The organism is Hymenobacter negativus, assembly GCF_016056375.1.
In the GTDB taxonomy this organism is placed as follows: Bacteria; Bacteroidota; Bacteroidia; order Cytophagales; family Hymenobacteraceae; genus Hymenobacter; species Hymenobacter negativus_A.
In genome coordinates, this window is the sequence record NZ_JAEDAE010000011.1 from 38,167 (window position 1) to 64,843 (window position 26,677).

The window sequence follows — 26,677 nt, forward strand, 5'->3', positions numbered from 1 at the left end:
CTGAGCGCAGCGAAGGACCTTATCACGTTTGCTCCGACTGGGTTACACCAAACAGTTCAACGTTGATAAGGTCCTTCGCTGCGCTCAGGATGACAGTATGAGCACAACACGGCAAAATCAATTACAACGACCCGGCTAGGGCCATGCTCAGCACGCCGGCCAGCATGATGCCCTTGCAGAACGTGCTCAGGTGGCGAAAGTGCCGCCGCCGGTCGGCCCGGATGAGCAGTCGGGATAGTTGGGCCATAGGCAGCAGCACCAGCAACAGTAGCCATAGGCCCAGCGGCCAGTGCCCGACCCAGAAAAGGCGGCCCGTGGCCCCCAGCGTGAGCAGGGCCAGGCAAGCCAGGAAAAAACCGGCCACCCACTTGGTGCGCGCCACGCCCCACACCAGCGGCAGCGTGCGGCAGCCGTGCTGGGCATCGCCGCGCATGTCTTCCACGTCTTTCACAATCTCGCGCACCATCGTGAGCAGGAAGGCGGCCAGCGCGTAGGGCCACACCACGCTGTGGCTGTCGTGGCGCTCCAGCTGCAGCTGCAGTTCGGGCAGCAGCACCAGCGCCGCCGTGAGGGTGGCAATGCTGAGGTTGCCCACCAGCGCCACCCGCTTGAAGCGGGCCGAATAGCCCCACAACAGCAGGGCCGTGCCCAGCGTGACGAGGCCCAGCACTGGGTGCAGCCAGCCGGCCACCAGCACGCCCACCCCGCTGAACACCATGTGGGCCAGCATGGCCATGCGCCGGTTCACCACGCGCCCAATCACCAATCGGTCGGGCCGGTTGATGGCGTCGATTTTCACGTCGTAATAGTCGTTGATGATGTAGCCGGCCGCCGCTACCAGCAGCGCCGCCCACACTAGCAGCCCGAAGCGCCGGTCCAGCAGCGACGCGCGCAGCGGCACCCCGGGCAGCAGCAGGCCGGCCCGCACCAGCGCCAGGCACAGCAGCATTATCAGCAGGTTGGGCCAGCGCACCAGCGTGGGCAAGGCCGTACGCAGCCGCTCCACGGGAAGGGGCGGGGGCAGGGCGGGCGCAGGGGGCTTGGGGGGCAGCGGGTTCATCGGCAGAAGCACGGGGCAGGCGAAGTGCAAAGGTCGGCGAAAGTGGCGGGCTGCCTGCGGGAAGGCAGTACGGACCGAGCATAAAAAAGCCTCTCCGTTGCGGGAGAGGCTTCTGCGATGGCGCGGGGCGCAGCCATCAGAGTGTTTTCAAGCTCAGATTTTGCGCACGTTCACGGCGTTGATGCCTTTGCGGCCTTCCTGGGTTTCAAATTCTACCCGGTCGTTTTGTTGCACTGTGGTCCCGTTCAGGCCCGTTACGTGTACGAAAAAGTCTTCTTTCGTTTGGTCGTCGGTCACGAAGCCGTAGCCTTTGGCTTCGTTAAAAAATTTGATGATGCCGGTTTTCATGCAAAAAACAAAAAGGAAAAGAAAAAACCGCCCGGGTAAAGGCTGCGGAAAGGCCTGAAACAGCATTAACAAACCATTTCATCCCCGCTTACGCGGGAAGCCAACGCGGGGTTGGCCGGCCAGCGGCTCAGGCTCGACCGTTATTGGTTGTCGCGCCACTCGTACACCCACTTGGCCTGAATCTGCTCCAGGTGGCCTTCCGTGGCTTGCTCGCGGGTGCCATCGAAGTTATTCAGGCCCAGCACCCACTCAATCAAATCGGTGAAGCGGATGCGGTAGATTTTGGCCTCCGTGAAGTCGTCGCCGAACTTCTCGTAGAGCGCCATGGCAATATCCTCGTGGTCGGCCCAGTGCATGGGCGGCTCAAAGTGGGGCATGTTGTTGGTGTATGAGGGTATGGGGGTAAGAGGGCAGGGGTGTTTTCGGTAGGATGAAAAAGGCAATAAACAACTCCTACCCTCTTACCCTCTTACCCTAAAAAACTAGTGCCCGAGGAAGTGCTGGGGCGGGATGGTGACCACGAGTTGCATGTCCTTCTCCACCACGCACTGGCAGGCCAGGCGCGAGTTGATGCGTGGGTTTTCGGCGCGGTCAATGAAGTCTTCTTCCTTATCGGAAATTTCGGGCAGGTCGTCGCCGCCGGCGTTGATGTAGACGTGGCAGGTGCTGCAGCCGCATACACCGCCGCAGTTATGCTGGAGCTGGATGCCGTTGTTCAGCGCCACGTCGAGCACCGATTCGCCGGAGGCCGCCACGTGGGTTTGGGCCGGCTGGCCGTCGCTGAACTGGAAGGTGATGGTGGTGGCGGAAACAGACAAAACAGGAATCAAAAAAGTCGAATAATACGCGGCATTTGCCGCCGCAAAGGTACTCTCCCCAGCCCCGGCATCAAAGCTGGGCCTGGATGCTGGCCGTGAGCTGCGCATAGAGCGCCTGCCAGGCCGGGTGCGCCGCCAGGGCCGCACTATGGGCGGCCAGCGTGGGTGCATCGCGGCGCACGGCCGGCCCGGTCTGCACCGTAAAAGGGGGATTATTTAGGGCCTTATCTACCGTTTCGCGCACCAACGGGGCCAGCAGTTCCGGCGGCAGGGCGGCCTCGGCTAGCAAAGCGTCGGCAATGCCCAACAGGTGGTTGGTGAAATTGTTGGCAAACACGGCCGCCACGTGCAGCTTGAGCCGCTGGGCCGAATTGAGTTGCAGTACGTGCCGGCTGAGGCTGCCGGCTAGGGCCAGCAGCACGGTTTCGGCGGCCGGGGTGGCGGCCTCAACGCACAGCGGCACCGTGGCCCAGTCGATGGCGCGGCCCGGGCTGAAGGTTTGGAGCGGGTAGAGCACGCCGCCGCGCACCGCCGGCAGCGCGGTAAAAACCGACAGCGGCAAAGCCCCGGCCAAATGCGCCACCAGAGCACCCTCGGGCCAACTCACACTGGCGAGCAGCGGCTCCACGGCCGCGTCGGGCACGGCCAGGAGGTACACATCGGCGGCGGGAAGGGGAGGGGCCAGGGTGGCTAATGCCGGGGTGACGGGGAGCGTGGCCGCCAGGGCTGTCGCGGCCGTCGCCGTGCGGCTCCATATAAAGGCCAGTTGGTGGCCGGCAGCCACCAGCGCCGGGGCTAGCTGGCTGGCCACACGGCCGGTGCCAAACAAGCCAATGCATAGGGAGCGAGGAAATTCATTTGTCATTAATCAGTGATAGAATATAATATTAATAAACAAGATAATTGGCCGACTATTCTGCTCATAGCAAGCATCAAGTTTGAGCTAGCGGCAAAAAGGACCGGGCTCAATGATTTGTGCCCAAAGTTTAGCAACTTGTAGCCCCAAAGCTACCGTCCGACCTGTAAGGGTGCTTACACGGCGGTTATTTTGATTCATTTGCTCAGCTTCAAAATCTTCTTTATTCACCCATTTTACTCCCTCTTTTCAATGAATCACCAATACAATCGTCCGGGGACTAATGTGCGCCTTCGGCACATAGCCCTGGCCGCGCTGCTGGCGACGGGCACCGCCGTGGGCGCGCAGGCGCAAACCACGCTTAATTACCCCGTGGCCAATGCCCAGAACGTAGCCGGTACCTACACCGACCTGGGTACGACGGGTACGGTTATCACGACGAGCAGCACCGACGACGCCAACTCGGCCGAGCAGCTCATCGGGTTCAACTTCGCCTACAATGGCGCGACGATGGACCGCTTCATTCTGAACACCAACGGCTTTCTGAAGCTGGGCTCGGCGGCTGGCATGACGGCCCCCACGGTGGCCCTCTACACGGCCTACGCCGAGTCGAACAACGGAGGCACGTTGCTGGGCACGGCGGCCAGCGACATCAACCTAGTGTCGCCCTTCAACTACGACCTGCTGAGCGGCACCAGCACTGCTGAGTACCGCATGGCCACCACCGGCACGGCCGGCAGCCGGGTGTGCACCATTCAGTGGAAAAACGTAGCCGACAAAGCGCAGCTTTCGGATGTAGGCGGCACCACCATCGCCAACCAGTACGCCAACATGGCGTTCCAGGTGAAGCTGTACGAAGCCAACGGCACCATTGAGTTTGTGTACGCGGCCCCAACGGTAGCCGCTGCTGCCAACAACAACTTCAAATATGCCCAGACGGGCCTGAAAGGTGCCGGCAACGGGGCTACTCAGATTCTGAAGGTTACCAAAGGTTCGGTATCGCCGTGGGGTGATGCGGCCGTGACTTTTGCCAACGGCCCCGTAACAGCCGGCGCTACCGGCGCATTCAACTTCCGCCAGGCGGTGCCGCCGGACAACGGCCGCACCTACCGCTTTGTGCCCACCGTGCCCAACGACGCCGGCGTTTCGCAGCTCTACACCATCAACCAGCTGGCGGTGCCCGGTGCTGCTCCGCACGCGGTGAAAGCACTGGTTACCAATAACGGCACCAATGCCCTGTCTAACGTAGCGGTGACTCTGAACGTGACGGGTGCCAACACCTTCACCAACACGCAGACCATTGCCTCGCTGGCTGTGGGAGCTAGCGCCACGGTAACGTTTGCCGCCTACACGCCCGCCAACCAGGGCACCAACACCGTCACGGTTTCGCTGCCGAACGACGATAACAACCTTAACAACTCCAAGGCCGAAACCCAGGTGGTGAACACCACTACTTTCTCCTATGTCTCGCCGGGCGTAGGGGCCAGCAGCGCCGTAGGCTTCGGCTCGGGCACTGAACTGGGCTTCGGGGCCAAGTATTCGCTGAGCACGGCTCGTTCGATAACGGCGGTGCGGGCATTTGTATACGATGCGGCGGCCATTCCGCCGACCCAAAAGACGACGGTGGGCGAAACCCTCTACGGCATCGTGCTCGACGCGACGGGTGCTGTGCTGGGCCGCTCGGCCAATTTCGTGGTGACGGCTGCTGACATCAATGCCATGCACACCTTCACCCTGACCGCGCCGGTGACGGTGCCGGCCGGTGACTTTATCGTGGGCATGGTGCAGGTATCGCCGGCCAGCAACGGCGCGGCCTCGTTCTTCCCGATGGGCGTCCAGAGCGAGTCGCCGACCCGTCCGGGTACGTTCTACCGCTTCTCGCCCGCTGGTGGCACTCCCACGGATGCGGCTGGTGGCACCAGCCGCTACTTGGTAGAAGCCGTAACGGCTGCTCCGGCCAACAACGATGTGGCCGTGAACGAGATTCAGGGCTACGGCTCGGTGGCCGTGCCCGCTGGCAACCCCTTCAGCCTGCGCGCCGTGGTGCGCAACGCCGGGGCTGCTGCCATCACTACCCCCACTGTAGTTACGCTGAACATCACGGGTGCCAATACCCTGACCCTGACCCAGACCGTGACTTCGCTGACCGTGGGCGCAACCAACGTTGTGACCTTCGCCAACATCACCCTGCCCAACGCCGGTGCCAATACCGTGACCGTGACCGTGCCCAACGACGACGTGAACGGCAACAACACGGTGACCCAATCCATGACGACCAGCCCCACGCGCTACTCGTTTATCACTCCCGGGGCCACGCAGGCTGGCGCCATTGGTTTCGTGCCCAACGCGGCAGCCCGTACGCTGGCCTTCTGCGGTAAGTTCACGACCAGCGTGACGCGCGACGTGACGGCTGTTCGGGCCGTGATTGGTAATGATGCCACCCTCGTTAGCACTCCTACCACCGTGTACGGCGTGGTGCTGAACGCAACGACCGGAGCCGTAATCGCTCGCTCGGCCGATTACCTGGTGACCACTGCTGACCTTGGCCAGCTGCATACCTTCAGCCTGACGGGCAACGTGCCCGCCGGTGATTTCCTCGTGGGTCTGGCTCAGGTAATGCCCGCCAACGGCACCCAGGTAAGCCCCATGGGCTACGAAGCGGAAACCCCTGCCCGCACGGCTACCTTCTTCTCGGTAAACCTCACTCCCACCGTGACTTCTACGCCGACCGATGTTGCCTCTAACAACATCCGCTTCATGCTGGAGGCCGAAACCGCTGCTCCTAACACCTGCCCCACGCCTACGGGCCTGGCCATCACGGGCAGCACGGCTACGTCGGCCTCGTTCTCGTTCACGGCTGCGGCCGGTGCTACGGGCTACCAGATTATCTACGGCCCCCAGGGCTTCACCCCCGGCGGTACGGGCAGCGTTACTTCGCCTTCCTTCACCGGCACCACTTACACGCTGTCTGGCCTGTCGGCTAGCACGACCTACGACTTCTACATCCAGACCATTTGCAGCACTACCTCGCAAAGCGGCCTGGGTGGTCCGGTACGCGTGACTACGGCTTGCACGCCGCCCACAATTGCCGCTTTCCCCTACACCCAGAACTTCGACGTAGTAGCCGCCAACCAGGCGCTGCCCTGCGGCATCACCGTGACCGATGTGAACAACGACGGCTTCACCTGGCGTGCCACCGGCACGGTAGTCGACCCCGCCACCACCAACGTGGCCCGCTCGGCTCCCAACGCCATGGTGTACTCCTACAATAACCAGGGCCCGACCCCCACGATTGCTGCCAACGACTGGTTCTTCACCCCGGCTCTGACCCTGACCACCACGCAGCGCTACCGCGTTTCGTTCTACTACCGCGTGGCCACGGGTGGCTACACCGAAGGCCTCGAAGTGAAGTACGGCGCTGCCGCTACTCCCGCCGGCCAGACCAACCTGCTCTACACCAACACTGCCCTGACCAGCGCTTCGTACCTGCTGGCCAATAACGCCACCACTCCGGCCGTGCTCGACCTCGTGCCCGCCACGGCTGGCAACTACTACGTGGGCTTCCACGCCATCAGCCAGGCCAACCAAGGCTTCCTGGCTGTGGATGACCTCAGCATCACTGCCGGTCCGCTGGCTACCTCGGAGGCCTTGAAACGCGCTGTGAGCGTGTTCCCGAACCCCTCCAATACCGGCGTGTTCAACCTGGAAATCCATGGTGCCAATGCCAAGCAGGCCATGGCCGTGGAAGTAACCAACATGCTCGGCCAGCGCGTGTACACGGGCTCGGCTAAGGACAACTTCAGCAACAGCGTGAACCTGTCCTCGCTCGCCTCGGGCATCTACTCCATCAAAGTGCGCAACGGCGAGGAGTACACCCAGCAGCAGATTTCGATTGTGAAGTAAGCTTTGGCTGTACTGCGCTTCGGCAAAAGGGCCGCCCATTGGGCGGCCCTTTTTTGTGTTTGCGGCGGCCGTTCATCGGTCGGTATGTACGACCTACTGATGCCCTCATAATGGTTGACAGTTTGCATTGCGCTTATTCTGTATTAGCACGGGGCCAGGGTTCTGGACTAATCGATGCGCGGTAACGAATAGCGCCCCCACAAGCCATAAAAAAAGGCCGCCCTGGTTACCAGAACGGCCTTTTCAATAATTTGGTAGTCCACTTAGCCCACTGGCTGGGGCCGTATCACCCGCCCACTGGGTTCGGCTGGGGCCTCGGCCGAGGTATCGGCCGGCACGCCCTTGCTACCGCGCTGCCGCACACTCAGGCCGAAGCCGAGGGCCATGAGCAGCGTGCCGCTCCAGAGCAGGTTGATGAATGGTTTTTCCATGGCTTTCAGGATGACATAGTCCTTTTGCGTGGTGCTCACGCCAAAGGTGAACTTGCCTTTGGCCGGGTCCACCGAGTTGAAGGTGATGCGCACGCCGAGGTCTTCGGCCTCGTCGGGCAGACTGCCCACCATGCGGTTGCGCACCACAAACACGGGGTGCACGTGGTACTGGCGTTTTTCGCCGTACACAATCATGTCGGCCTGCAAGGCGAGGTCGCCCTTTTGCAGGTTGAGGCCGGCCGTTTCGTGCGCTGCCTCCACCGCCCGGAATACGGCGAAGTAGTCGTTGAGAAAAATGGTGTCGCCCACGCTCAGCACCGACATTTTGGGCTCGCTCCAGGGCTTCTCCTTGCGTGGGTCCAGCACCGAACTGATGTGCGTGTAGATGTCGTGCCCCCAGAACTTTTTGATGGCCGGCGAGGCCAGCAGCCCCCCCATTTCCTCGTTTACCTGCGCCCGAGGGTAGAGCGTGAATTGCTCGCCCGATTTCTGGTCCTTGTAATTGATGCGGTAATAAGTGTTTTCGGGCAGGATGTTCACCGTGTCGCCGGTCTTGTAGTAAACCTTGCCATCCACGGTAATCGGGGCGCGGGCCAGCGCCTTGTAGTCGTCGTCGGTGCGGTACAGGAACTGCTTGTCCACGTAGCCCGGCACGCCCGGTACCTCAAAGTACTGGCCCGTGTAGGTGAGCTGGTAGCCGTGCATGGGCGCGGTTTCGTTGCGCCACAGTAGCACGTTGTCGCGGTTCAAATCCTCGGTGAACTCCCGCGAATACAGTAGGCCCGACACGTTGCGCGAAATAATATTGGAATAGCCCGCCGAGGCCAGAATCCCCAGCAGCATCAAGGCAATGCCCAAGTGGGCCACCGCCCCGCCCGAGAGCCGCACCCCGCGCCGCAGCAGCGTGAAAATGGTGCCGAAATTGGCCAGTACCCCAAACAGCCCCGCCAGCGTGAGCACTACATAGGCCGGCGAAATCGAGAGGCCATTATACCGCACCAGCAGCACCACCAGCGCCGTGCCCAGCAGCGCCAGCAGCGTGGGCGCGGTGAGCGAGTTGACGAGCGTTTCCTTGGTATTGCGCTGCCACCACATAATCTGGGCTACGCCCGAGAGTAGGGCCACCCCCACGCCCATCCACAGTTGCAGCTTGGAGTAGTGGGCAATCTGGTCGGCCGGCAGCGCCACGTTGGTTTTGATGCCAATCAGCCCCATAAAGGAATTATATACCGGAATGCTGGTCGTGAACAGCACCTGAAACGCGCCGAGGCATAGCACTGTCGCGCCCACAAACACCCACAGTTCGGGGTTATAAGCCGTCAGCTCTTTCTGCGAAATCGGAATCTCTTTCCAGCGCCAAACCAGCAGCGCCACTGCCAGCACCGTGAAGGCCGCCAGATAAATAAACAACTGTCCGCTCAGCCCCAAATCCGTAAACGAGTGCACTGAGGCATTGCCCAGCACCCCGCTCCGCGTCAGGAACGTGGCGTACAAAATCAGCACGAACGTGGCCACCACCAGCGCAAACGCGGTGCGCAGGCCGGTGCGGCGCTTCTGCCACAGCACCAGGCCGTGCAGCGAGGCCACCAGCACCAGCCACGGAATGTACACGGCGTTTTCCACCGGGTCCCAGTTCCAGTAGCCACCAAAGTTCAGCGTTTCGTAGGCCCAGTAGGCGCCCATTACCACGCCCACACCCAGCACCCCGCCGCCGATGAGCGTCCAGGGCAGAGCCGGTTTCACCCAGGCCGTGAGTTCTTTTTTCCAGAGCGCGGCAATGGCGAAGGCGAAGGGCACCAGGGTGAGCGCAAAGCCCAGAAACAGTGTGGGCGGGTGAATCACCATCCAGTAGTTCTGCAGCAGGGCGTTGAGGCCGGTACCGTCTTTGGGCACGAAGTTGGGGTTCATCTTCCACACCGGCAGGTCCGTCAGGAACTCGCGCAGCAGGATGAACGGAGAGGAGCCCAGCCGCACGCCGCCCAGCACCACGCCCAGAATCATGCTCACCAAAAACAGCTGCACGCCGCTGAACACGGCCATCACGGGCGCTTCCCACTTGCGGTTAAACTTCATGATGCAGAAGCCCAGCACCACCTGCCAGAAAATCCAGAGCAGGAACGAGCCCTCCTGGCCTTCCCAGAAACAGGAAATCATGTACTGCACCGGCAGATGGTTAGAGCTGTGGCTCCAGGCGTAATAATACTCGTAGCGGTGCGCATGAATGATGTTGAACAAACACACCACCACCGACACAATAGCCGCCCCGTGTACGAAAAATGCGCCGCGTCCCAGCCGCAGCCAGCTGGCATCTTCCTGGCCCAGCGCCCGGCCCCGCGAGGCCTGGAAATAGCTATACGCCGCTACCAACGCCGCCGCAAAGGCCACGATAACGCTGAGGTGGCCGATTTGTCCTATTAATAAGTTCATAAGCAAAGAATATCGGGCAAATTTACGGCCGCGCCGCCGGAGCCGGGAGTTTCACTAACAAGTGGTCGAGGAAAAAGTCGCCATTTCAGTCTTTTGAGATGGCTGGAGCAATGAAAAAACCAGGCGGTGGCAGCAACGAAAATCCGTTGCCGCCACCGCCTGGTTTGGGGTCAGACGCTGCCAATACTTAGTTGACCGAAGCCGTCGCGCCCTTCAAATCCTTCTTCACGTACTTGCTGGGGCACTTCAGCAGAATGTTATCGGCCATGAACACGTCGCCCTTCATACAGCCGGTAATAACGACTTGCTCGGAAGCATCGAAATCCTGGGGCTTGGGGTTGTTGTACACCACGCGCTGGGCCAGGTGGGTGGTGTCTACCAGCGTGAAAGCGAAATAGTTGGGGTCCGTCATGGGGTCGTATTCCAGGCCCAGCGGGCGCTTTTGCGCATCGCGCGGCAGCTTGCCTACCACGTGCACTTTGGTGGTGTTGCCCTCGGCGGCGCGGGCGCGGGCCTCGCCGAAGCCTACGTAAACGCTGGCATCGGCGGTGGTGCTGAGGATGATGGCAGCGGCCACCGCAATGATGGCCAGAACGAAGAGGTGCGACTTTTTCATAAGGACATAGCTAACAGCAGTAACAACGTTCGGGTGCCGCAGGGGCACGGTTTCGGGCTACTTTATTTCTTTCTCCAACTTGCTCACCTTGCGGTCAAGCGAGATGAGGTAAAACAGCAGGCCGGCCACGATGATGACCACGGCCGCCACCACCACGTAGATTTTGCCGTTGGCCCGCAGCGCGTCGGCCATTTCGGGAGCCTCGGCGCCGGGGGCCTGGGCTAGGGCCGTGGTAGCGGTGAACAACAGGAGTTGCAGCAGGCCGAATGCGCCGAACAGGCGGGCCAGAAGGTTATTTTTCATCGATTTTCAATTGCAAAAAGGCCAGCCGGCTGCTCACCTGAGTCATCCAGAAAGCAAAGAGAATCCAGCCGATAACGGCCGGGTAAAACACCATCCGCATGGTGCTGTCGAGGTCGTATTTGTTGAAGCCGGGGTTGCCGGTCTGGCCCGGGTGTAGCGAGTTGCCGGCCAGGCGCGGCAGGATAAACAACAGCGGAATGGCCGCCGCAAACGCAAAAATGTTGTAGATGGCCGACACGCGGGCGCGCTGCTGCTCGTCGCGGAACGAGCCGCGCAGCACTAGGTAAGCCCCGTAGATGAGCATGGCCACGGCGGCGGCGTTCAGGCGCGGGTCGGGCGTCCACCACGCGCCCCAGGTGTACTTGGCCCACAGGCTGCCCGTGGCTAAGCCCAATACGCCCAGCACAATTCCGCTCTTAGCGGCCTCGTGGCTGAGGATATCGAGCCGGGCTGAGGGATTGCGCAGGTACTGCATCGAGCGGAACACCGACGTGCCCAGAATCACCATCATGGCAAACCACATGGGCACGTGGAAGTATAGGTTGCGAATGCTCTCATTCACGATGGCCAGCCGGGGCACGGGCAGCAAAAAGCCCGCCGCTGCCGAATACAGCAGGAACACCACGGTCAACACTTTCCACCAGGTCCATTTCATACTCAACCCCTCCACAAAAAAGGAAACAACAAATAAGACACGGCGCCTACCAACATGTTCAGCGCCAGCAGCGTGAGTAGCGACTGCTGGCTCACGCTGCGGTCGAGCCCGTCCAGCGCATTCTTGCTCACCTTGATGAGCAGCAGCAGCATGGGCACCATGAGCGGAAAGCCGAGGATGGCCATGAGCGTGGCCCCGTTGCCGCCAGCCTTGGCTGCGATGCCCGACACCAGCGTGAGCGTAGTGGCAAAGCCCACCGCCCCAAGTAGCAGGTTGGCCACAAACAGCGGCGCATCCTGAATCGGGTTGCCCAGAAACACGGTGTAAAGAAATAGGCCCAGTAAGGCCACTGCAGTGAGCAGCAGTGTATTGTAAAGAATTTTGGCCAGAATGACGGCCTGCGGCCGCACCAGTGTGTAGTAGTACAGGCGCTGGCCCGGGCTTTCCTGCATAAAGCCCTTGGCCACAGCATTGATGGCAGCGAAGAGCAGAATGACCCACAGCAGCGCGTTCCAGGCCGGGGGCGGGGGCGTGCCGCCGCGCAGGCTGAAGCTCAGAAAACACACGAACACCGTGCTGCCTACGTAGAGCAGCAGCCCGCCCAGCGCCGCCCGCTGCCGCCATTCCAGGCGGAAGTCTTTGGCTAGCAGGGTGGAAATTTCACGGAGCAACACGGGCAATGGGTTGGTTTCGGGCCGCAAAGATACGACCGGACCGGGCGCTGAGGGGCATAAAAAAGAAGGTTCTGCTGAGCTATGCTCAACAGAACCTTCCGGTGGAGAGTGTGCTTGCTGGCCAGGCCTTAGAAGTCGTAGCCCAGCGTGAAGTAGAATTTCGGGCCGTGGGTCACGTAGTCTTCCTGGCCCCAGGCCACGTCTATTTTGCCGTAGAAGCCCAGCAGCGTGGTGCGTGCGCCCACGCCGTAGCCCACCAGCAGCGGGTTGCTGAAATTGGTGACCGTGGCCCCGAAATACTGGTTGAACTGCGTAGTTTTGGTGTTGGCCGAGTTGTCAGTGCCAAACGGGTTGTTGCCCGAATAAGCAGTGCCGGCATCGGCGAAACCCACCAGCTGCAGGTTGCGGAAGAAACCCGAATAGATGGGCCGATGCGCGAAATACTGCACGATGGGGATGCGCAGTTCGCTGTTGAACAGCACGTAGCGCGGCCCGCTGCGGGCACTGTAATCGAAGCCGCGCAGGTTGGTTACGAACTCTTGGTTAAATACCTGGTCGGGAGCGGTGTAGCCGGTCAGGAAACGGTTACCAGTGTAGCCGGCGTTCAGCCAATCGTCCATGCCACCAATGCGGAACACTTGCGGCCGGGAGCCAAAAAACTGCCCGTAGCTGGCCCGGTTGGCCCACACAATGGAGCGGCTGATTTTCTGGTAATGACGCAAGTCGATAACGAACTTGCCGAAGCTCAGGCTCTTATCGCCCAGATTAGTCAAATTCAGCACGCTGGCTTTCAGACGGGTGCCGCTCACCATGTTCACACCGGTGTTGATACTGTTATCGAACACCAACTCGCCGTTGTAGCCCAGGTAGTTATAGCTCTGGTCCGATTCCGTCGACACATCGCCGAGCCGGGTGCGCGAAATGGTTACGAAACGGGGGCCGCCGCGCACGCTCAGGTTGTGGGTGAGCGGGTAGGCAATGGTGGGGGCTACTTCGTGGCGGCCGTACCGGTAGCGGCCGTCGTCGAGGTCGAAGAAATAGGCTTGTTTCTGGTAGGAAATGCCCCAGTCGTAGCGCTTGGTCAGGTTGGTGTAGGAAGCTCGAATGTTGCTGGTACGCAGGTCGAACAAGCCAAACAGGCTGGCGTCGATGCGCTGGTTTTCCAGCACGTCGGTCAGGGCCGCTTTGAACTGGAGGCCGAGGCCCAGCAGCGGGTCCATGTACAGCGAAGTCGACACATTATCCGCCATGAAGCGCGTGTCGTAGCGGAAAGGCCCGGTGATGGCCGGGGCTTCGGCCTGCGCTTTGGCCGTGGCCGCCGCGGCCGTGGAGGCGGCGGTGGGCGTGAGGCGGCGCCGCTTGGCTGGGGCGGCCTGCACGGGCTCGTCTTCCTCAAACTGGTAATCGCTGGTATTCACCGCTTCGTTGGTCTTGCGGCGCTCGCGGCGGTTGGCCGGCTGCGAGGCGGTATCCGCAGCGGCAGGCGCCGCCACAGTGGCAGCGGCTTGCGTGGCCGCCGGCGCGGCCGCCTTGGGAGTAGCAGCACGCGGCACGGCCGAGCGTTCTTCCAGCGTTTGCTGGCGGGCGGTTTTGGTGAGGGGCAACGTGGCCGGCAGTGGGTACTCGGGGTACACATAGAGGATGTCGCGCGACTGCGCCGGGGCTACGAATACCAACGCCGAAGTCAGCGGGCTATAGTCAAAGTCCTGCGTATTGGGCAGCCAGTTGGTCAGCGGGGCATGCTGCTTGGTTTTCAGAGAATACCGGTACAGCGCGCGCACGCCGCTTTCCTCGCCGAGGTACAGAATTTCATCGTCGGAGATGGCGCGCGGGCGGGTTTCGTTCGAAATCGTGCTCACCAGCGTCTCTACCGGCACGGGGCGGCCGTCGAGGTGGTATTGGAACAAATCGTAGTTGTTTACCACATTCTGGAACGTGGCCGGCCGGGCACGGCCCAACGAATCGAGGTAACGGTTGGAGCTGAATACCAATGCCTGCCCGCCGGGGAGGAAAACCGGCTGCACGTCGTCGAATAAGTCGTCGGTGAGCTGTTCTACCTTGCGGCTGCCGGCCCGCAGCAGGTAAATGTCGTTCTGCCCATTGCGCACGGCGCTGAAGGCCAGTGCCTTGCCATCGGGCGAATAGCTCATGCTCAATATCTGGTCGTAGGCGGCGAATAGCGAAGCCGGCCGCGAGAACTTAATGGCCTCGCGCACGCGGCGCACCAGGCCGCGGCCGTCAGCCTCGCGCAGGTGCAGGGCCATTTCGCCGCGGCTCATTTCGGCCACGGCCACCTGGGAGTTGCCGCGCCAGGCCAGCACGGGCAGGCGGGTTTCCACTTGCTGGTCGGGGGTGTGGTAGCCGCCGCGGCTCAGGGTGTGGCGATGGCGGCCGTCGCGGTCCATCACCATCACGCGGTAGCGGCCGCCTTCGTTCTGGGCATAAGCCACTTGCTGGCCGTTGGGGCTCACAATGGGCTGCGAAAAAACGTCGGCGTGGCGGTTGCGGCCGCTCTGGCGGAATTTCTTGTCGGGCTCCACCAGCGTAGCCACGGGCTGGCCGTTGAGTTCGCGGTAGTACGTCAGCCAGTCTTTCAGAAATACCTTAAACGGCACGTTCAATGACGAACTGATACCCACCTCCACGTCGCGCGTGATGCGCGTCAGGTTCAGGATGTTCTGGATGGTGGTGTAGCCGTAGCGCTCAGCCACGTAGTTCCAGATGCTCTGGCCGGCCAGCTTGGAATCGCGCAGGAAGAACGGGGCCGTGCGGTTGCCGGTGGGGTACTGCTTGGTCATGTCGCGCATGTAGCCGTCCATGTCCACGCTCCAGCCTTCGGCGGCGTAGGCCGAAGCCCCGCTGATAAACCAGTCGGGCAGCTGCAATAGGTAGCTGCTTTGGAGCACTTCCTTCAGCGAGCCGCCGTACATCATGTCGTTGAGCAGCACCTCCGTAATCTGGGTGCTGAGTTGGCGCTTGAACTCGGTTTCCTCGCCGGTGAAGGCAATCTGGACCTTGCTCATACGGGCCAGCGGGGTCTCGCCGCCGTTTATCTGCTGCTGGGTGGCGGTGAGGCCGATGTTGCTCTGGCGCAAATCGCCTACCGAGTTATAAAACAGCAGCGTTGATTTCGAGTAGGGATAGTAGCCAATGAGCGCCGTGATACGCTGCAGCTCCTTCTCGGCGTACTCGGCGGCGCGGCGGGCGCTGCCCTGGCCGCCATCGTAGTACATCACGTTGAAATTCTGGGTACTGAGCTGCTGCCAACGGAAATCCTTATACTGAATGCGCACCCGGCCAAAAGGCTCCTGCGCCGTTTGAGCCAGGGCCGTGTGCGGGCAAAGCAGCGGGAGCAATAGCGCCAGGACCCCCAGCGTATGCTTTGTAGTAGTGGATAGTGGAATGGTCATAATGAGAACCAACGAGCAAAAACAAAAATTAATCCGCCGAAACGCTAAAAAATTTGCGGACCAGGACGGGCAGCTGAACAAGCCCCCAATTGCCCGCTCGGGCTGCAATAAAAGCAGTGAACGGAGAATTGTTATCCGGCCGCGCATCGGCTGTTCAAGCGGAGTGTCGCCGTCCCGCCCTGTACTACGCTCAACGAGGTTTTAATGCACGCCGACCGGCTGTAAAGCCTTATAACGCTGCAGGCTGGCTTCGGGCCAAAGCTCCGTCTGATTAAGCAGAAAATCGGCCAGTAGCACCGCCATTCGCGGGGCCAGCATCACGCCTTTGGACCCGTAGCCGCCGCAAAAGCTTAAGGCCGGCACGGTGGGGTGGGGGCCCAGCAACGGCCGGCGGTCGCGCACGGCGGGCCGCACCCCGGCGCGCTGCCCCGTCACGGCAAATGGCAGGTCGGTGACTACGGTGAGGCGCGCGGCCAGCTCCTCGCGGCCCACGGCCGTGGGGCCGTCGGCAAACGGTGGCCAGCGGTAGGTAGCGCCCACCCGAAACTGCCCCGCACCCATCGGCACCACGTAGGCCCCCCGGTTGAGTACCTGTTCCGGGCTCAGGCCCAGGCACTCCACGTCCAGCACTTCGCCCTGGTTGGGCGTGAGAGGCAGCCAGCCAAAGTAAGGGTTGCGCACGGCCGCTGCGCCTTCGCAGCAAATTACGTGGCGCGCCCGCACCTGCCCGGCGTATTCGGCTCCAGTGGGCCCGAAAGCCAGCTGGCTCCAGTCAAACGCTTCGCGGCGCAGCCAGCCGTCGCGGGTGCCTTCGGCGGCCATGCTGGCCAGCAGTTCGCGCACGGCCACGTGGCCGCCGTGCCGCAGCCAGGCCCCGCCAAAAGGCGCGTGCACGCCGGGCAGGCCAGGGTCGGTGGTGTCGAGAGCGGCCACGAAGTCACCCCACGGGTTGTCGGCGCTACGGGCCAGTATGGCATTCTGCTCCTCTATTGAGCCAAATATTTTGAGAATAGGCGTTTCGGTGAAAAATGACTGCTGGTAGCGTTGCTCCAGCTCGCGGTAGAAAGCCGTTGCGAAAGGCAGCAGCTCGGCCGCCTGCCAGGTGAGGGCGAAGCGCTTGCCAGCCACGGGGTTCATCAGGCCCGCCGCTACGTTCGAGGCCGAATTCTCCTGGCCGGGGTCGTACACCAGCACCTGGTAGCCCCGCTCGCGCAACACATAAGCCAGCGTGGCGCCCGCAATGCCGTGGCCCACCACCAGAAAATCACAGTCCGTCGTCATGGCCGGCAAGGTAAGGATGCTGCGCTTAATGAAGAATTAAGATGAGGTGTGTCTGTTATCCTGAGCGCAGCGAAGGACCTTATCACGCCTAGAGCAGTAATTACTGCAAGCTGTTCGGACGTAATAAGGTCCTTCGCTGCGCTCAGGATGACAGGCCTCCCCATTCCGCTTTCCGCCTAGCGTCGTACCTTTCCGCATTGCTCAGACCCTCTGTTTTGCTATGACTGTCGCTGGTTTCACCTTCAACGCTTTTTCCGAGAATACCTACCTGCTGATTGACGAGGCTACCCGGCAGTGCGCCATCGTGGACCCCGGCTGTTACGCACCCGCCGAGCAGCAGGCCCTGCGGGAATACGTGACGGACAATAATTTACAGGTGGCACTGCTGCTGAATACCCACGCCCACATCGACCACGTGCTGGGCAACCAGTTTGTGCTGAAAACCTGGCCCGGCACGTCCTTTCTGCTGCACCGGCTCGACCTGCCCACGCTGCGCGCCGTGTCCACCTACGCCGGCAACTACGGCTTTCCGCAGTACCAGCCGGCCGAACCCACCGGCGAGCTGGTGGCCGGCCAGCCCGTGCGCATCGGCCAAACCGAGCTGGAAGTGCGTTTCACCCCGGGCCACGCGCCGGGCCACGTCGTATTCTACCACGCGCCCACTGCCACCGTCATTGGCGGCGACGTATTGTTTCAGCGCAGCATCGGCCGCACCGATTTGCCCGGCGGCGACCACGCCACGCTGCTCCACAGCATCGAAACCGAGCTCATGACCCTGCCCGACGACACCGTGGTGTACCCCGGCCACGGCCCCGCTACCACCATCGGGGAAGAGCGGCGCGGCAACCCGTTCCTTAACTAAAACAACCCCGCGCCAAGCCGTGCCGGGCATTCTTGTTCCCCCACCACCCTCACTTCGCCTCTTCTTTTGAAACGACACCTGCCCAACGCCGTAACCTGCCTCAACCTACTGTGCGGCTGCCTGGCGCTGACCAATATTTTTGCCGGACGGCTGGAAATCGGGGCTTGGTTTGTGGCCGCCGCCGCCGCCGCCGACTTTGCCGACGGCCTGCTGGCCCGGGCCCTTCGCGTGTCTTCCGCCATTGGGAAAGACCTTGATTCGCTGGCTGATATGGTGTCATTTGGCGTAGTGCCAGGCGCTATTTTCTTTCAGTTGCTCACGCGGAGCGCAGGGGAGGGCGGGTTGCCGGAATGGGCGCCTTATTTCGGCTTCCTGGTCAGCATCTTCTCGGCCCTGCGGCTGGCCAAGTTCAACAACGACACCCGGCAGACTACTTCCTTCATCGGCCTGCCCACGCCGGCCTGCACGTTGGTGGTGGCTTCGCTGCCGCTCATTCTGGCCTACGACCAGTTTGGCATTGCCCCGGTTATTCTAAATCCCTGGCTGTTGCTGGGCCTCACGGCGTTGCTATCGGGGCTGCTGGTGGCCGAGTTGCCTTTGTTTGCCCTAAAGTTTAAGACCTTCCGCTGGGCCGATAACCGGCGGCGGTTCATCTTTCTGCTGCTGGCGGCAGGATTATTGCTGGGCCTCAAAGCCGCCGCCGTGCCGCTGGTGGTGCTGCTCTACGTGCTGCTTTCGGTGCCGAAAACGGCCGTTCGTTAGTTTTGTTGGATGCAGCGACGCAATAAATAGATTATTTGGTTGTTAAGAAGCCACTGCCAGGTGAACCCGCCGCCCGGTGGTGCTGTTGCGGGAGCCACTACGTGACGAACTGAGCAGACAGGGAACAGGTCTCAATTTATAAAGGTGTATGCGTCTTTCTTTCCTCTTTGTTGCATTCTTGGGAATCATCGTGGGGGCAGCGGCTCCGGCAGCGCGGGCCCAGTCGGATGCTGCCACGGCCCATGGCGTAGTGAAGTGGGGCGGCTACATTGAGGTACCCACCCTGAGCTCACGCAAGCTGAAAGTGCCCGGCTTCAGCGAAGCCCAGCTGGTGCTGGATGACCAGGTAGGCTGGTTCAGCATGCGCCTGAACGGGGCCGTGCGCCAGGGCGAATTCCTCAACATGGTGTACGAGCCGTTTTCGGCCGCCGATGCCAAGCTCTACAACGTGAGCCAGCTACCGGCCGGCCCCGAAGCCCAGCTCGTCACCGGCATCGAGATGAAGCAGGCCGTCACGTTCCTGCGCCTGCGGCCCGTGCGGCGCGGCCCCCAGAGCGGCCAGCCCGAGCGCCTGGTTTCGTTCGACTACCGTTACACGCCCACCGGCGCCGGCGTGGCCGCCCGGGGCACCGCCTCTACGCGGAACTACGCCAGCCATTCGGTGCTGCAAAGCGGCGACTGGTACAAGCTGGGCGTGGCCGAAAGTGGCAACTCCAAAAGTGGCATCTACAAGCTCGACAAAGCCGCTCTGCTTAAGCTAGGCCTGCCGGCGGGCCTCAATCCCAACAACCTGCACCTATACGGGAATGCCATGGGTATCTTGCCACAGGCCAACGCCGTGTACCGGCCCGATGACCTGGCAGAAAACAACATCCTGTTCGTTGGTGATAATGATGCTGTGCTCCAGGACAACGAATACTTCCTGTTCTATTCGCCCGGGGCACATACCTGGGCGGCGCAGGGCGACATGTTCCGGCACCGCAACAACATTTACACCGATACGGCTTACTATTTCGTGAAGGTAGACGCGCGGCCGGGCCTGCGGGTAACTACCAAGGCGGCCGTGCCGGCCACGGGCTCGCCCACGAGCATCACCAATTTCACCTACCGCGACTTTTACGAGCACGACCTAGTGAACCTGCTGCACTCGGGCCGCAACTGGGTGGGCGAGGGCTTCCAGGTGGGCGGCCGGCAGGAGTTTGTGCTGGGCGGCGTCAGCGATTTGGTGGCCAATAGCCCCGTGCGTGTTACCACCAATCTGTTAGCCAGTTCCTCGATAGCCAGTGCTTTCCAGCTCACGCTGAATGGACAGTCGCTGGCTACGCAGTCCATTCCTGCCCGTACCGGCCAGCAGTACACACCCGACGCAATTATCACTTCTGAAACCAATCAGGTGAGCCTGAGCGCGCCGGGTACTGAACTGCGCCTGGCCCTGACCTACAACAGCAGCGACCCCAGCGCCAGCGGCTACCTCGACTTTTTCGAAATCAATGCCGAGCGCCTGCTCAAGCTCAACGGCGCGCAAATGGAATTCCGGACGCTGACCAACGTTGGGCCCCGGGCGCAGAACCGCTACGTATTTGCTGGCCTGCCCACCGGAGCGGTGGTGTGGGACGTGACCAATCCGCGCCACCCGCAAGCCATGACGTTCGAAGCCGGCAGCAGTAGCTTCATCGCAAATGCTGATACGGTGCGCGAGTTCGTGGCCCTGCAACCCGGCGGCGACTTCAATGACCACCCGGTGCGGGCCTTCGGCAAGGTGGCTAACCAGGACCTACACGCGCTCAACGCCACTGCGGGGGCACCCATGCTGGACCTCGTTATCGTGACGCATCCGGCGTTTATGGCGCAGGCGAATCAGCTGGCCGCCCACCGCACCACGCACGACGGCCTGAAGGTAGCAGTGGTGACTCCCAGCCAGGTATACAACGAGTTTGGTTCGGGCGGGCAGGACGTGTCGGCCATCCGCGACTTTATGAAGATGCTGTACGACCGTGCCCCGGCTGGCAAGAACATGCAGCTGCTGCTGCTGGGCGATGCCTCGTATGACTACAAATCAGACCCTTACAACGACAAGACGGCCGAGCCAAAATGGTGGAAAGACCAGCGGGTACCCTTCAAAACCGATGCTGATTTCGATGCTTTCAACCAGAACTACGTGCCTACTTACGAGTCGCGGGAGTCGCAGGCGCCGTATTTCTCCTCCGGGTTTTATGGCCAGGCCAGCTATTCTTCCGACGATTTCTACGCCCTGCTGGATGACAACGAGGGCGAATGGGACGAGCAAAACATTGGCAGCGAGCTATTTGATATCGGCGTAGGCCGCTTGCCGGTACGCATGCCCAAGGGCGACCTGCGCAACACCACCCAGGCCCAGCAGGTGGTGGATAAGGTGATTGGCTACGATGCCACCGCTGCTTACGGCAAGTGGCGCAACCGCATTACGCTGGTATCGGACGACGGCAACAACAACATCTTCATTGACAGCAGCATCGGGTCTGATGGCATTGCCAACATCATCCAAACTACCGCGCCGGTCTACAACGTGCACAAAGTGTACCTCGACCTGTATGCCCAGCAGGCCGTGGCCGCCGGCCAACGCTCGCCCGATGCCAATCGCGCCATTGACCAGTCGGTGGAGCAGGGCTCGCTGATTGTGAACTACCTGGGCCACGGTGGCCCCAAAGGCCTGGCCGATGAGCAGATTGTGACCAACGCCTCGGTGCTGGCCCTGCGCAACCCCAACAACCTCACGTTCTTCACCACCGGCACCTGCGATTTCAGCACCTACGACAACCCTGATTTCACCTCAGCCGGCGAGCAGTCGCTCACCGATAACGCTACGGGCGGAGCCGTGGGCCTCTTCACCACCACCCGCGTGGTCGAAGCCGGCCTCAACGCCGGCCTCAACCAGCGCTACTTCAACCGGGTGCTCCAGCCTATCAATGGCAAGATGCCGAACATCGGCACCATTGTGATGATGAGCAAGAACGACTACCAAGCCGGCGGCATCAACAACCGCAACTACACGCTGCTGGCCGACCCTAGCATGACGCTGGCCTATCCCAAGCAAACCGTGGCGCTCGACAGCGTGCGCCAGCGCGTGGGCAAAGATTGGGTGAATGCCGATACCCTGCACGCCCTCGCCCGCATTCGTCTGCACGGCCAGCTGCTGAACAATGGCACGCCGAACTCAACCTTTACCGGTCGGGCGCAGGTCACGATTTATGACAAGCCGACCACCGTGATGACCCTGGGCAACGAGCCCGGCGATATTCCGTCGCCGGTCAGCATCCAGGAAAGCGTAATTTACGGCGGGCAGGCCGATGTGGTTAATGGCAAGTTCAGTCTGGTGTTCGTAGTGCCCAAAGACATCAACTATCAGGTAGGTATGGGTAAAATCAGCCTCTACGCTTCCGATGGTACGCACGTCGTCGACGCCAATGGCTACCAGCCCCGGCTGATGGGCGGCGCGGCCCGCAATGCGCCCGAGGATAACCAGCCGCCGCGCATCAGCTTATTCATGGACAGCAGGGCGTTTGCATTTGGCGGCCTCACGGGCCAGACCACCACGCTGCTGGCTGACTTGGCCGACGAAAACGGCATCAATACCACCGGCACCGGTATTGGCCACGACATTACGGCCATCCTCGACCACGACCCCAATAAACTGCTGGTGCTGAACGACAGCTATGTAGCCAACGTTGGCGATTTTACCTCGGGCAGCGTGAAGAATCTGTTCAAGGACCTTTCGACGGGGCCACACTCGCTCACCGTCAAAGCCTGGGATACTTACAATAACTCGTCCGAGAAAGAGATTGAATTCGTAGTGGCCCAGGACGTGAAGCTGGCGCTCGACCACGTCCTCAACTACCCCAATCCATTTGCTCACTCCACTACGTTCTTCTTCGACCACAACCAGGCCGGCAGCGAGCCCGACAATCTGGACGTACAAGTGCAGATTTTCACCGTGGCCGGCCACCTGGTGCGTACCCTCAATGCCATCGTGCCTAGCACCGTAGCCCACCAGCAGAGCATTACCTGGAACGGCCGCGACGACTACGACGACCAGCTGGCCCGCGGCGTGTACGTTTACCGCCTCACCGTGCGGTCGCAGCGCAACAACTCGGTGGCTTCGAAATACGAAAAACTCGTCATCCTCAATTAATCCGCTTTTATTTGCGCCCGGGCCGCGCCTGGCTCCCTTTTTCCACTCTATGCAGCCTCTCTTTTTCCGTTCGCGCGTGGCGCTTTCAGCTGGCTTGCTGGCTATCGCGGCCACTGCTCAGGGCCAAGTTACCCCCCACGCCATTACCACGGCCGTGCCCATTCTCACGCTCAGCCCCGACTCGCGGGCTTCGTCGATGGGAGAGGCCGGGGTGGCCACCTCGCCCGACGCGAATGCGGGCTATTTCAATGCCGGCAAGCTGGGTTTTGTGCCCTACAAGTACGCGGCTTCCATCTCATACTCGCCCTGGCTGCGCAACATCACCGACGACATGAGCCTGTCGTACCTGTCGGGCTACGCCAAGGTGGGGCAGCGCTCGGCCTTCAGCGGCTCGCTGATGTATTTCGATTTGGGCCAGATTGACTACCGCACCGGCACCAACCTGCCGGCTGGCTCTTTCAACCCGAAAGAATACGCGCTGTCGGTGTCCTACGGCTTGCAACTCACCGACCATTTTGGCGTGGGGGCTTCGGCCCGCTACATCCGCTCCAACCTGGTGGGGGCCTATAGCGGCAACGATGCCAAGCCCGGCAACGCCGCCGCGGTCGACCTCGGTGCCTACTATACCAAGGATGCCACCATCGGCACGGGTATCTATAACTTCTCCTTTGGGGGCACGATTACCAACATCGGCAACAAAATAACCTATAAGGACCCCACTAATCCGAGCTTCCTGCCCACCACGCTGAAGCTGGGCACGGCCATCACCCGCGAAATCGACCAGTACAACAAAATCACGCTGGCGTTTGATGCCAGCAAGCTGCTGGTGCCCTCGCCGTACTACATCGACGGCGTGCCCGACAACCGCCAAGATATTGTAGACGAAAACGCCCGGCGCAACAATCAGAACATTGTGAGCGCCATGTTCAACTCGTTCAGCGACGCGCCTGGGGGCTTCAAGGAAGAGTTGCGCGAAATCAACCTCTCGACCGGTCTGGAGTATAACTACAACGACCTGTTGTACGCCCGGGGCGGTTATTTCTACGAAAACCCCGAGAAGGGTGGCCGTCAGTACGTGAGCCTGGGCCTGGGCGTGCGCTACCAGGTATTCGGCATAGACGGTACTTACCTGGTGCCCACGGGCAGCAACTCGCAGGCCAACCCCCTGGCCCAGACCATCCGGGTGTCGCTGCATTTTAACCTGAACAAGCTGGCCGACGCCTTCGACGAGAATGGGGCCGGTGGCACCAGTGGCGAAACGCCTTCGAACTAACCCACGCTTTTTTGGTTGTCCTACAGCTCCTCTTCCCGGCCGGGAAGGGGAGTTTGTTATTATTGCATATGCCTACTTCTTCAATTTCCGCTTCGGTGCTCGACCGCACCGTAGCCCCTCCCGTTCAGCCTCTGGCCCGCGTCGTGCTGCCCGATGCCGAGGTGCGCACCCTGCCCAGCGGGGCGCGCCTGCACGTGCTGGCCAACAATGCCCAGCCCGTGGTGCGCCTGCAAGCCGTGTTCCGGGCCGGTAAGCTGGCCGAAAACCGTCCCGGCCTGGCCTCCCTCACCGCCCGCATGCTGCTGGAAGGCACAACCACCCGCACCGCCCGCCAGATTGCCGACGAAGTGGCCTTCTATGGCGCGTCGCTGGAGTGCGACTCCGGGTTCGACCGTTCCACGCTCACGCTCTACTGCCTCACCCGGCACCTGCCCACGCTGCTGCCCCTGGTGGTTGACGTGCTCAGCAACCCCGCTTTCCCGGCCGCCGAGCTGGAGCAGCTCAAAACCCGCACCATCCAGAACGTGCGCGTCGAGCGCAAAAAGACCAGCTACCTGGCTTCGGAGCGGTTCAATGAGTTGCTTTTTGGGGCCCACACGCCCTACGGCCGGCCCTTCGATGCCGACGCTTACCAGGCCCTGACGGTGGAAGAAGCCCAGGCGTTTCATCGGGCCATGTATTCGTTTGGCAATGCCGAAATCTTCCTCTGCGGCGATGTAGCGGCTGAGCAGGAGTTAGTGGCCGCCGCTTTCGGCTCGGCTCACGCCCGTGAAACTATACCGGCCGCCACCCCCGCCATTGACGAACCCATCATTTCCACGCTGCCCGACCGGGTGGCCGTGGCCGGCAGCTTGCAGGCATCCATCCGCATGGGCCGGCACTGGCCCGCGCCCACGCACCCCGATACCCACCGCCTCAAGCTGCTGGTGAACGTGTTTGGCGGTTATTTCGGCTCGCGCCTGATGCGCAACATCCGCGAAGACAAGGGCCTGACTTACGGCATCTACGCCAGCGTGGCCCCGCGTGAGTTCGGTACATCCTTGGTCATTGGCACCGATGTGAAGGGCGAAAGCGCCGATTTCGCCGTAAGCGAGATTGTGCTGGAGCTGCGCCGCCTGCAGGAGGAGCTGATTCCGGAAGAGGAACTGGAAACGGTAAAGAACTACATCCTGGGCAAGTTTGCCAACGAACTGTCCACCGTGTTTGAGCAGTGCGATAAGTACAAAAACATCGTATTCCTGGGCCTGCCCGCCGACTACTACACCCAATTCGTGCAGCAGGTTGAAACTGCCGATGCCGAAGCCCTGCGCGCTCTGGCCCGCATCTATTTCGCGCCCGAAGCCATGCAGGTGGTCATTGCCGGCCCGGCAGGGGAATAGATTTAAGCCTCATTCATAAAAACAGACGGCCCGCGAACAGTTTGTTTGCGGGCCGTCTGTTTTATAACAAATACCCTAAGCCGGCTCCTGAATAGCGGGCGGAGTGGCATTGTACTCGGTGGTAGCGGTGCGGTGCTCCGCACTTTTTTTGCCTTGGTCGTCCTTCACGTCGCGGCGGCTGAAGGGACGGATGATGAGCCGCAGGGCTTGGTCAGAGCTGAAATAGCTGAAAGCCCAGTCTACGAAGGCTACCACTTTGTTGCGGAAGCCCACCAGCGTCATCAGGTGCACAAACAGCCAGGTGAGCCAGCCGAAGAAGCCATTAAAGTGAATGTTTTTGGGCAGGTCGACCACGGCCTTGTTGCGACTCACGATGGCCATCGAACCCTTGTTGTTATACACGAATTCGTGGGGCTTTTCGAGGCGTAGCAGGCGCTGGAGGTTAGCCGCGAGGTGGTCGGCGTGCTGCTGGGCCACGGGCGCGAGCATGGGCAGGCCCTTGGGCATGTCTTCGGTCACCATGTTGGCCACATCGCCGATGGCGAAAATGTTGGACTGGCCCTGCACCAGGTTCCAGCCGTTCACGGTAATGCGCTTGTTGCGCGTCACGGCTTCGGCGGGCAGGCCGGGCACTTCGGCCCCGTTCACGCCGGCGGCCCACACCAGGTTTTCGGTGGGGATAAACTCGGTATCCGAGAAATAAGCCTTGCCGTCCTCGTAGCGCTTGATGGACGTGTTGAGGCGCACTAGCACGCCCAGGTCGTCCATGTAGCGCTTGGCATCGGCCTGCGAAGCCGGCGACATCGGCCCGAGCAGCGCCGGGCCAGCCTCGACCAGAAAAATCTGCATGGCCCGCAAATCCAGCTCCGGATAGTCCTTGGGCAGCACGTGCTTGCGCATCTCGGCCAGCGAGCCGCTGATTTCCACGCCCGTAGGGCCGCCGCCCACCACCACGATGTTCAGCAGAGCCTGCTTTTCCACTGGGTCGCTGGTGAGCAGGGCTTTCTCGAAGTTCTGAAAGATGAAGCTGCGCAGGTTCAAGGCATTCGGAATGCTCTTGATTTGCATCGCGTTGCGCTCAATGCTTTCCAACCCGAAGAAGTTGGTAAGTGAGCCGGTGGCCAGCACCAGATAGTCGTATTGAATATGCCCTACGCTGGTTACTAAGGTATTCGTGTCAGGCATTACGCGCTGCACATCGGCCATGCGGTAGAAGAAGTTGCTCTGCCCCGCAAAAATCTTCCGAATGGGGTAGGCAATGCTGTCGGCCTCCAGGGCGCCGGTGGCCACCTGGTACAACAGCGGCTGGAAGTTGTGGTAGTTGTTGCGGTCGACGACCACAACCTGCACCGGCGCTTTGCGCAAGGCCTGGGCCAGGCGAAGGCCGCCAAAGCCACAGCCCACGATGACGACGCGGGGCTTATCTGAAACAGGGAGGTTGGTATCCATAG

19 protein-coding genes are annotated in these 26,677 nt (G+C 61.3%); 6 read left to right on the forward strand and 13 right to left on the reverse strand.

Annotation, left to right across the window (positions count from 1 at the left end; translation table 11 throughout):
* Nucleotides 1–121 precede the first annotated feature (121 nt).
* The 5 genes from I7X13_RS18765 to I7X13_RS18785 form a co-directional block, all read right to left on the reverse strand.
* Entirely contained in the window at nt 122–1,060 is a 939-nt protein-coding gene (locus I7X13_RS18765) for a geranylgeranylglycerol-phosphate geranylgeranyltransferase (protein WP_198076657.1), read from the reverse strand.
* Nucleotides 1,061–1,213: 153 nt separating this feature from the next.
* Nucleotides 1,214–1,408 (reverse strand): cold-shock protein, encoded by a 195-nt coding sequence (locus I7X13_RS18770; protein ID WP_168673555.1) that lies wholly within the window; start codon nt 1,406–1,408, stop codon nt 1,214–1,216.
* Between the two features lie 140 nt (nt 1,409–1,548).
* Entirely contained in the window at nt 1,549–1,785 is a 237-nt protein-coding gene (gene iscX, locus I7X13_RS18775) for a Fe-S cluster assembly protein IscX (RefSeq protein ID WP_198076658.1), read from the reverse strand.
* A 105-nt stretch (nt 1,786–1,890) separates the two neighbouring features.
* Nucleotides 1,891–2,226, reverse strand: coding sequence for a 2Fe-2S iron-sulfur cluster-binding protein (locus I7X13_RS18780; RefSeq protein WP_211531860.1), 336 nt, complete (start codon nt 2,224–2,226; stop codon nt 1,891–1,893).
* A 70-nt stretch (nt 2,227–2,296) separates the two neighbouring features.
* On the reverse strand, nt 2,297–3,091 hold the full coding sequence (locus I7X13_RS18785; protein ID WP_198076659.1) for a Rossmann-like and DUF2520 domain-containing protein: 795 nt from the start codon (nt 3,089–3,091) through the stop codon (nt 2,297–2,299).
* A gap of 243 nt (nt 3,092–3,334) precedes the next feature.
* Here I7X13_RS18785 and I7X13_RS18790 point away from each other — a divergent pair, with 243 nt between their 5' ends.
* Nucleotides 3,335–6,985, forward strand: a complete 3,651-nt coding sequence (locus tag I7X13_RS18790; protein ID WP_198076660.1) for a T9SS type A sorting domain-containing protein — start codon at nt 3,335–3,337, stop codon at nt 6,983–6,985.
* 263 nt (nt 6,986–7,248) lie between these two features.
* On the opposite strand, the gene ccsA (I7X13_RS18795) is transcribed toward I7X13_RS18790, so the two are convergent.
* The 7 genes from ccsA (I7X13_RS18795) to I7X13_RS18825 form a co-directional block, all read right to left on the reverse strand.
* Nucleotides 7,249–9,843: a cytochrome c biogenesis protein CcsA gene (gene ccsA, locus I7X13_RS18795; protein ID WP_198076661.1), complete on the reverse strand. Its 2,595-nt coding sequence runs from the start codon at nt 9,841–9,843 to the stop codon at nt 7,249–7,251.
* A gap of 187 nt (nt 9,844–10,030) precedes the next feature.
* On the reverse strand, nt 10,031–10,459 hold the full coding sequence (locus tag I7X13_RS18800) for a cytochrome c maturation protein CcmE domain-containing protein (protein ID WP_198076662.1): 429 nt from the start codon (nt 10,457–10,459) through the stop codon (nt 10,031–10,033).
* A 57-nt stretch (nt 10,460–10,516) separates the two neighbouring features.
* Nucleotides 10,517–10,762 carry a CcmD family protein gene (locus I7X13_RS18805; RefSeq protein ID WP_198067238.1) on the reverse strand — a complete coding sequence of 82 codons (246 nt, stop codon included), beginning with the start codon at nt 10,760–10,762 and terminating at the stop codon, nt 10,517–10,519.
* The gene (ccsA, locus tag I7X13_RS18810) at nt 10,752–11,417 is read right to left on the reverse strand and encodes a cytochrome c biogenesis protein CcsA (RefSeq protein ID WP_198067237.1); all 666 of its coding nucleotides are present in this window, start codon (nt 11,415–11,417) and stop codon (nt 10,752–10,754) included. Before ccsA (I7X13_RS18810) ends, I7X13_RS18805 begins: the two co-directional genes overlap by 11 nt.
* A gap of 2 nt (nt 11,418–11,419) precedes the next feature.
* Complete coding sequence (locus I7X13_RS18815) at nt 11,420–12,091, reverse strand: heme exporter protein CcmB (protein ID WP_394368604.1); 672 nt, start codon at nt 12,089–12,091, stop codon at nt 11,420–11,422.
* 128 nt (nt 12,092–12,219) lie between these two features.
* On the reverse strand, nt 12,220–15,501 hold the full coding sequence (locus tag I7X13_RS18820) for a PD40 domain-containing protein (protein ID WP_198076664.1): 3,282 nt from the start codon (nt 15,499–15,501) through the stop codon (nt 12,220–12,222).
* Between the two features lie 201 nt (nt 15,502–15,702).
* On the reverse strand, nt 15,703–16,782 hold the full coding sequence (locus I7X13_RS18825; protein ID WP_198076665.1) for an NAD(P)/FAD-dependent oxidoreductase: 1,080 nt from the start codon (nt 16,780–16,782) through the stop codon (nt 15,703–15,705).
* 220 nt (nt 16,783–17,002) lie between these two features.
* Here I7X13_RS18825 and I7X13_RS18830 point away from each other — a divergent pair, with 220 nt between their 5' ends.
* The 5 genes from I7X13_RS18830 to I7X13_RS18850 all read left to right on the forward strand — a co-directional run bounded on the left by I7X13_RS18830 (nt 17,003) and on the right by I7X13_RS18850 (nt 25,226).
* Nucleotides 17,003–17,644 (forward strand): MBL fold metallo-hydrolase, encoded by a 642-nt coding sequence (locus I7X13_RS18830; protein WP_198076666.1) that lies wholly within the window; start codon nt 17,003–17,005, stop codon nt 17,642–17,644.
* A 66-nt stretch (nt 17,645–17,710) separates the two neighbouring features.
* Nucleotides 17,711–18,406, forward strand: coding sequence for a CDP-alcohol phosphatidyltransferase family protein (locus I7X13_RS18835; protein ID WP_198076667.1), 696 nt, complete (start codon nt 17,711–17,713; stop codon nt 18,404–18,406).
* Between the two features lie 148 nt (nt 18,407–18,554).
* Nucleotides 18,555–22,574: a type IX secretion system sortase PorU gene (porU, locus tag I7X13_RS18840; RefSeq protein ID WP_198076668.1), complete on the forward strand. Its 4,020-nt coding sequence runs from the start codon at nt 18,555–18,557 to the stop codon at nt 22,572–22,574.
* A gap of 49 nt (nt 22,575–22,623) precedes the next feature.
* Complete coding sequence (porV, locus tag I7X13_RS18845) at nt 22,624–23,847, forward strand: type IX secretion system outer membrane channel protein PorV (RefSeq protein ID WP_198076669.1); 1,224 nt, start codon at nt 22,624–22,626, stop codon at nt 23,845–23,847.
* A 68-nt stretch (nt 23,848–23,915) separates the two neighbouring features.
* A complete protein-coding gene (locus I7X13_RS18850; RefSeq protein WP_198076670.1) occupies nt 23,916–25,226 on the forward strand; it encodes a M16 family metallopeptidase in 1,311 nt (436 codons plus the stop codon).
* A gap of 75 nt (nt 25,227–25,301) precedes the next feature.
* Here the strand turns inward: I7X13_RS18850 and I7X13_RS18855 are convergent, their stop codons facing one another.
* The gene (locus tag I7X13_RS18855) at nt 25,302–26,675 is read right to left on the reverse strand and encodes an NAD(P)/FAD-dependent oxidoreductase (protein WP_198067228.1); all 1,374 of its coding nucleotides are present in this window, start codon (nt 26,673–26,675) and stop codon (nt 25,302–25,304) included.
* Nucleotides 26,676–26,677: the final 2 nt, after the last annotated feature.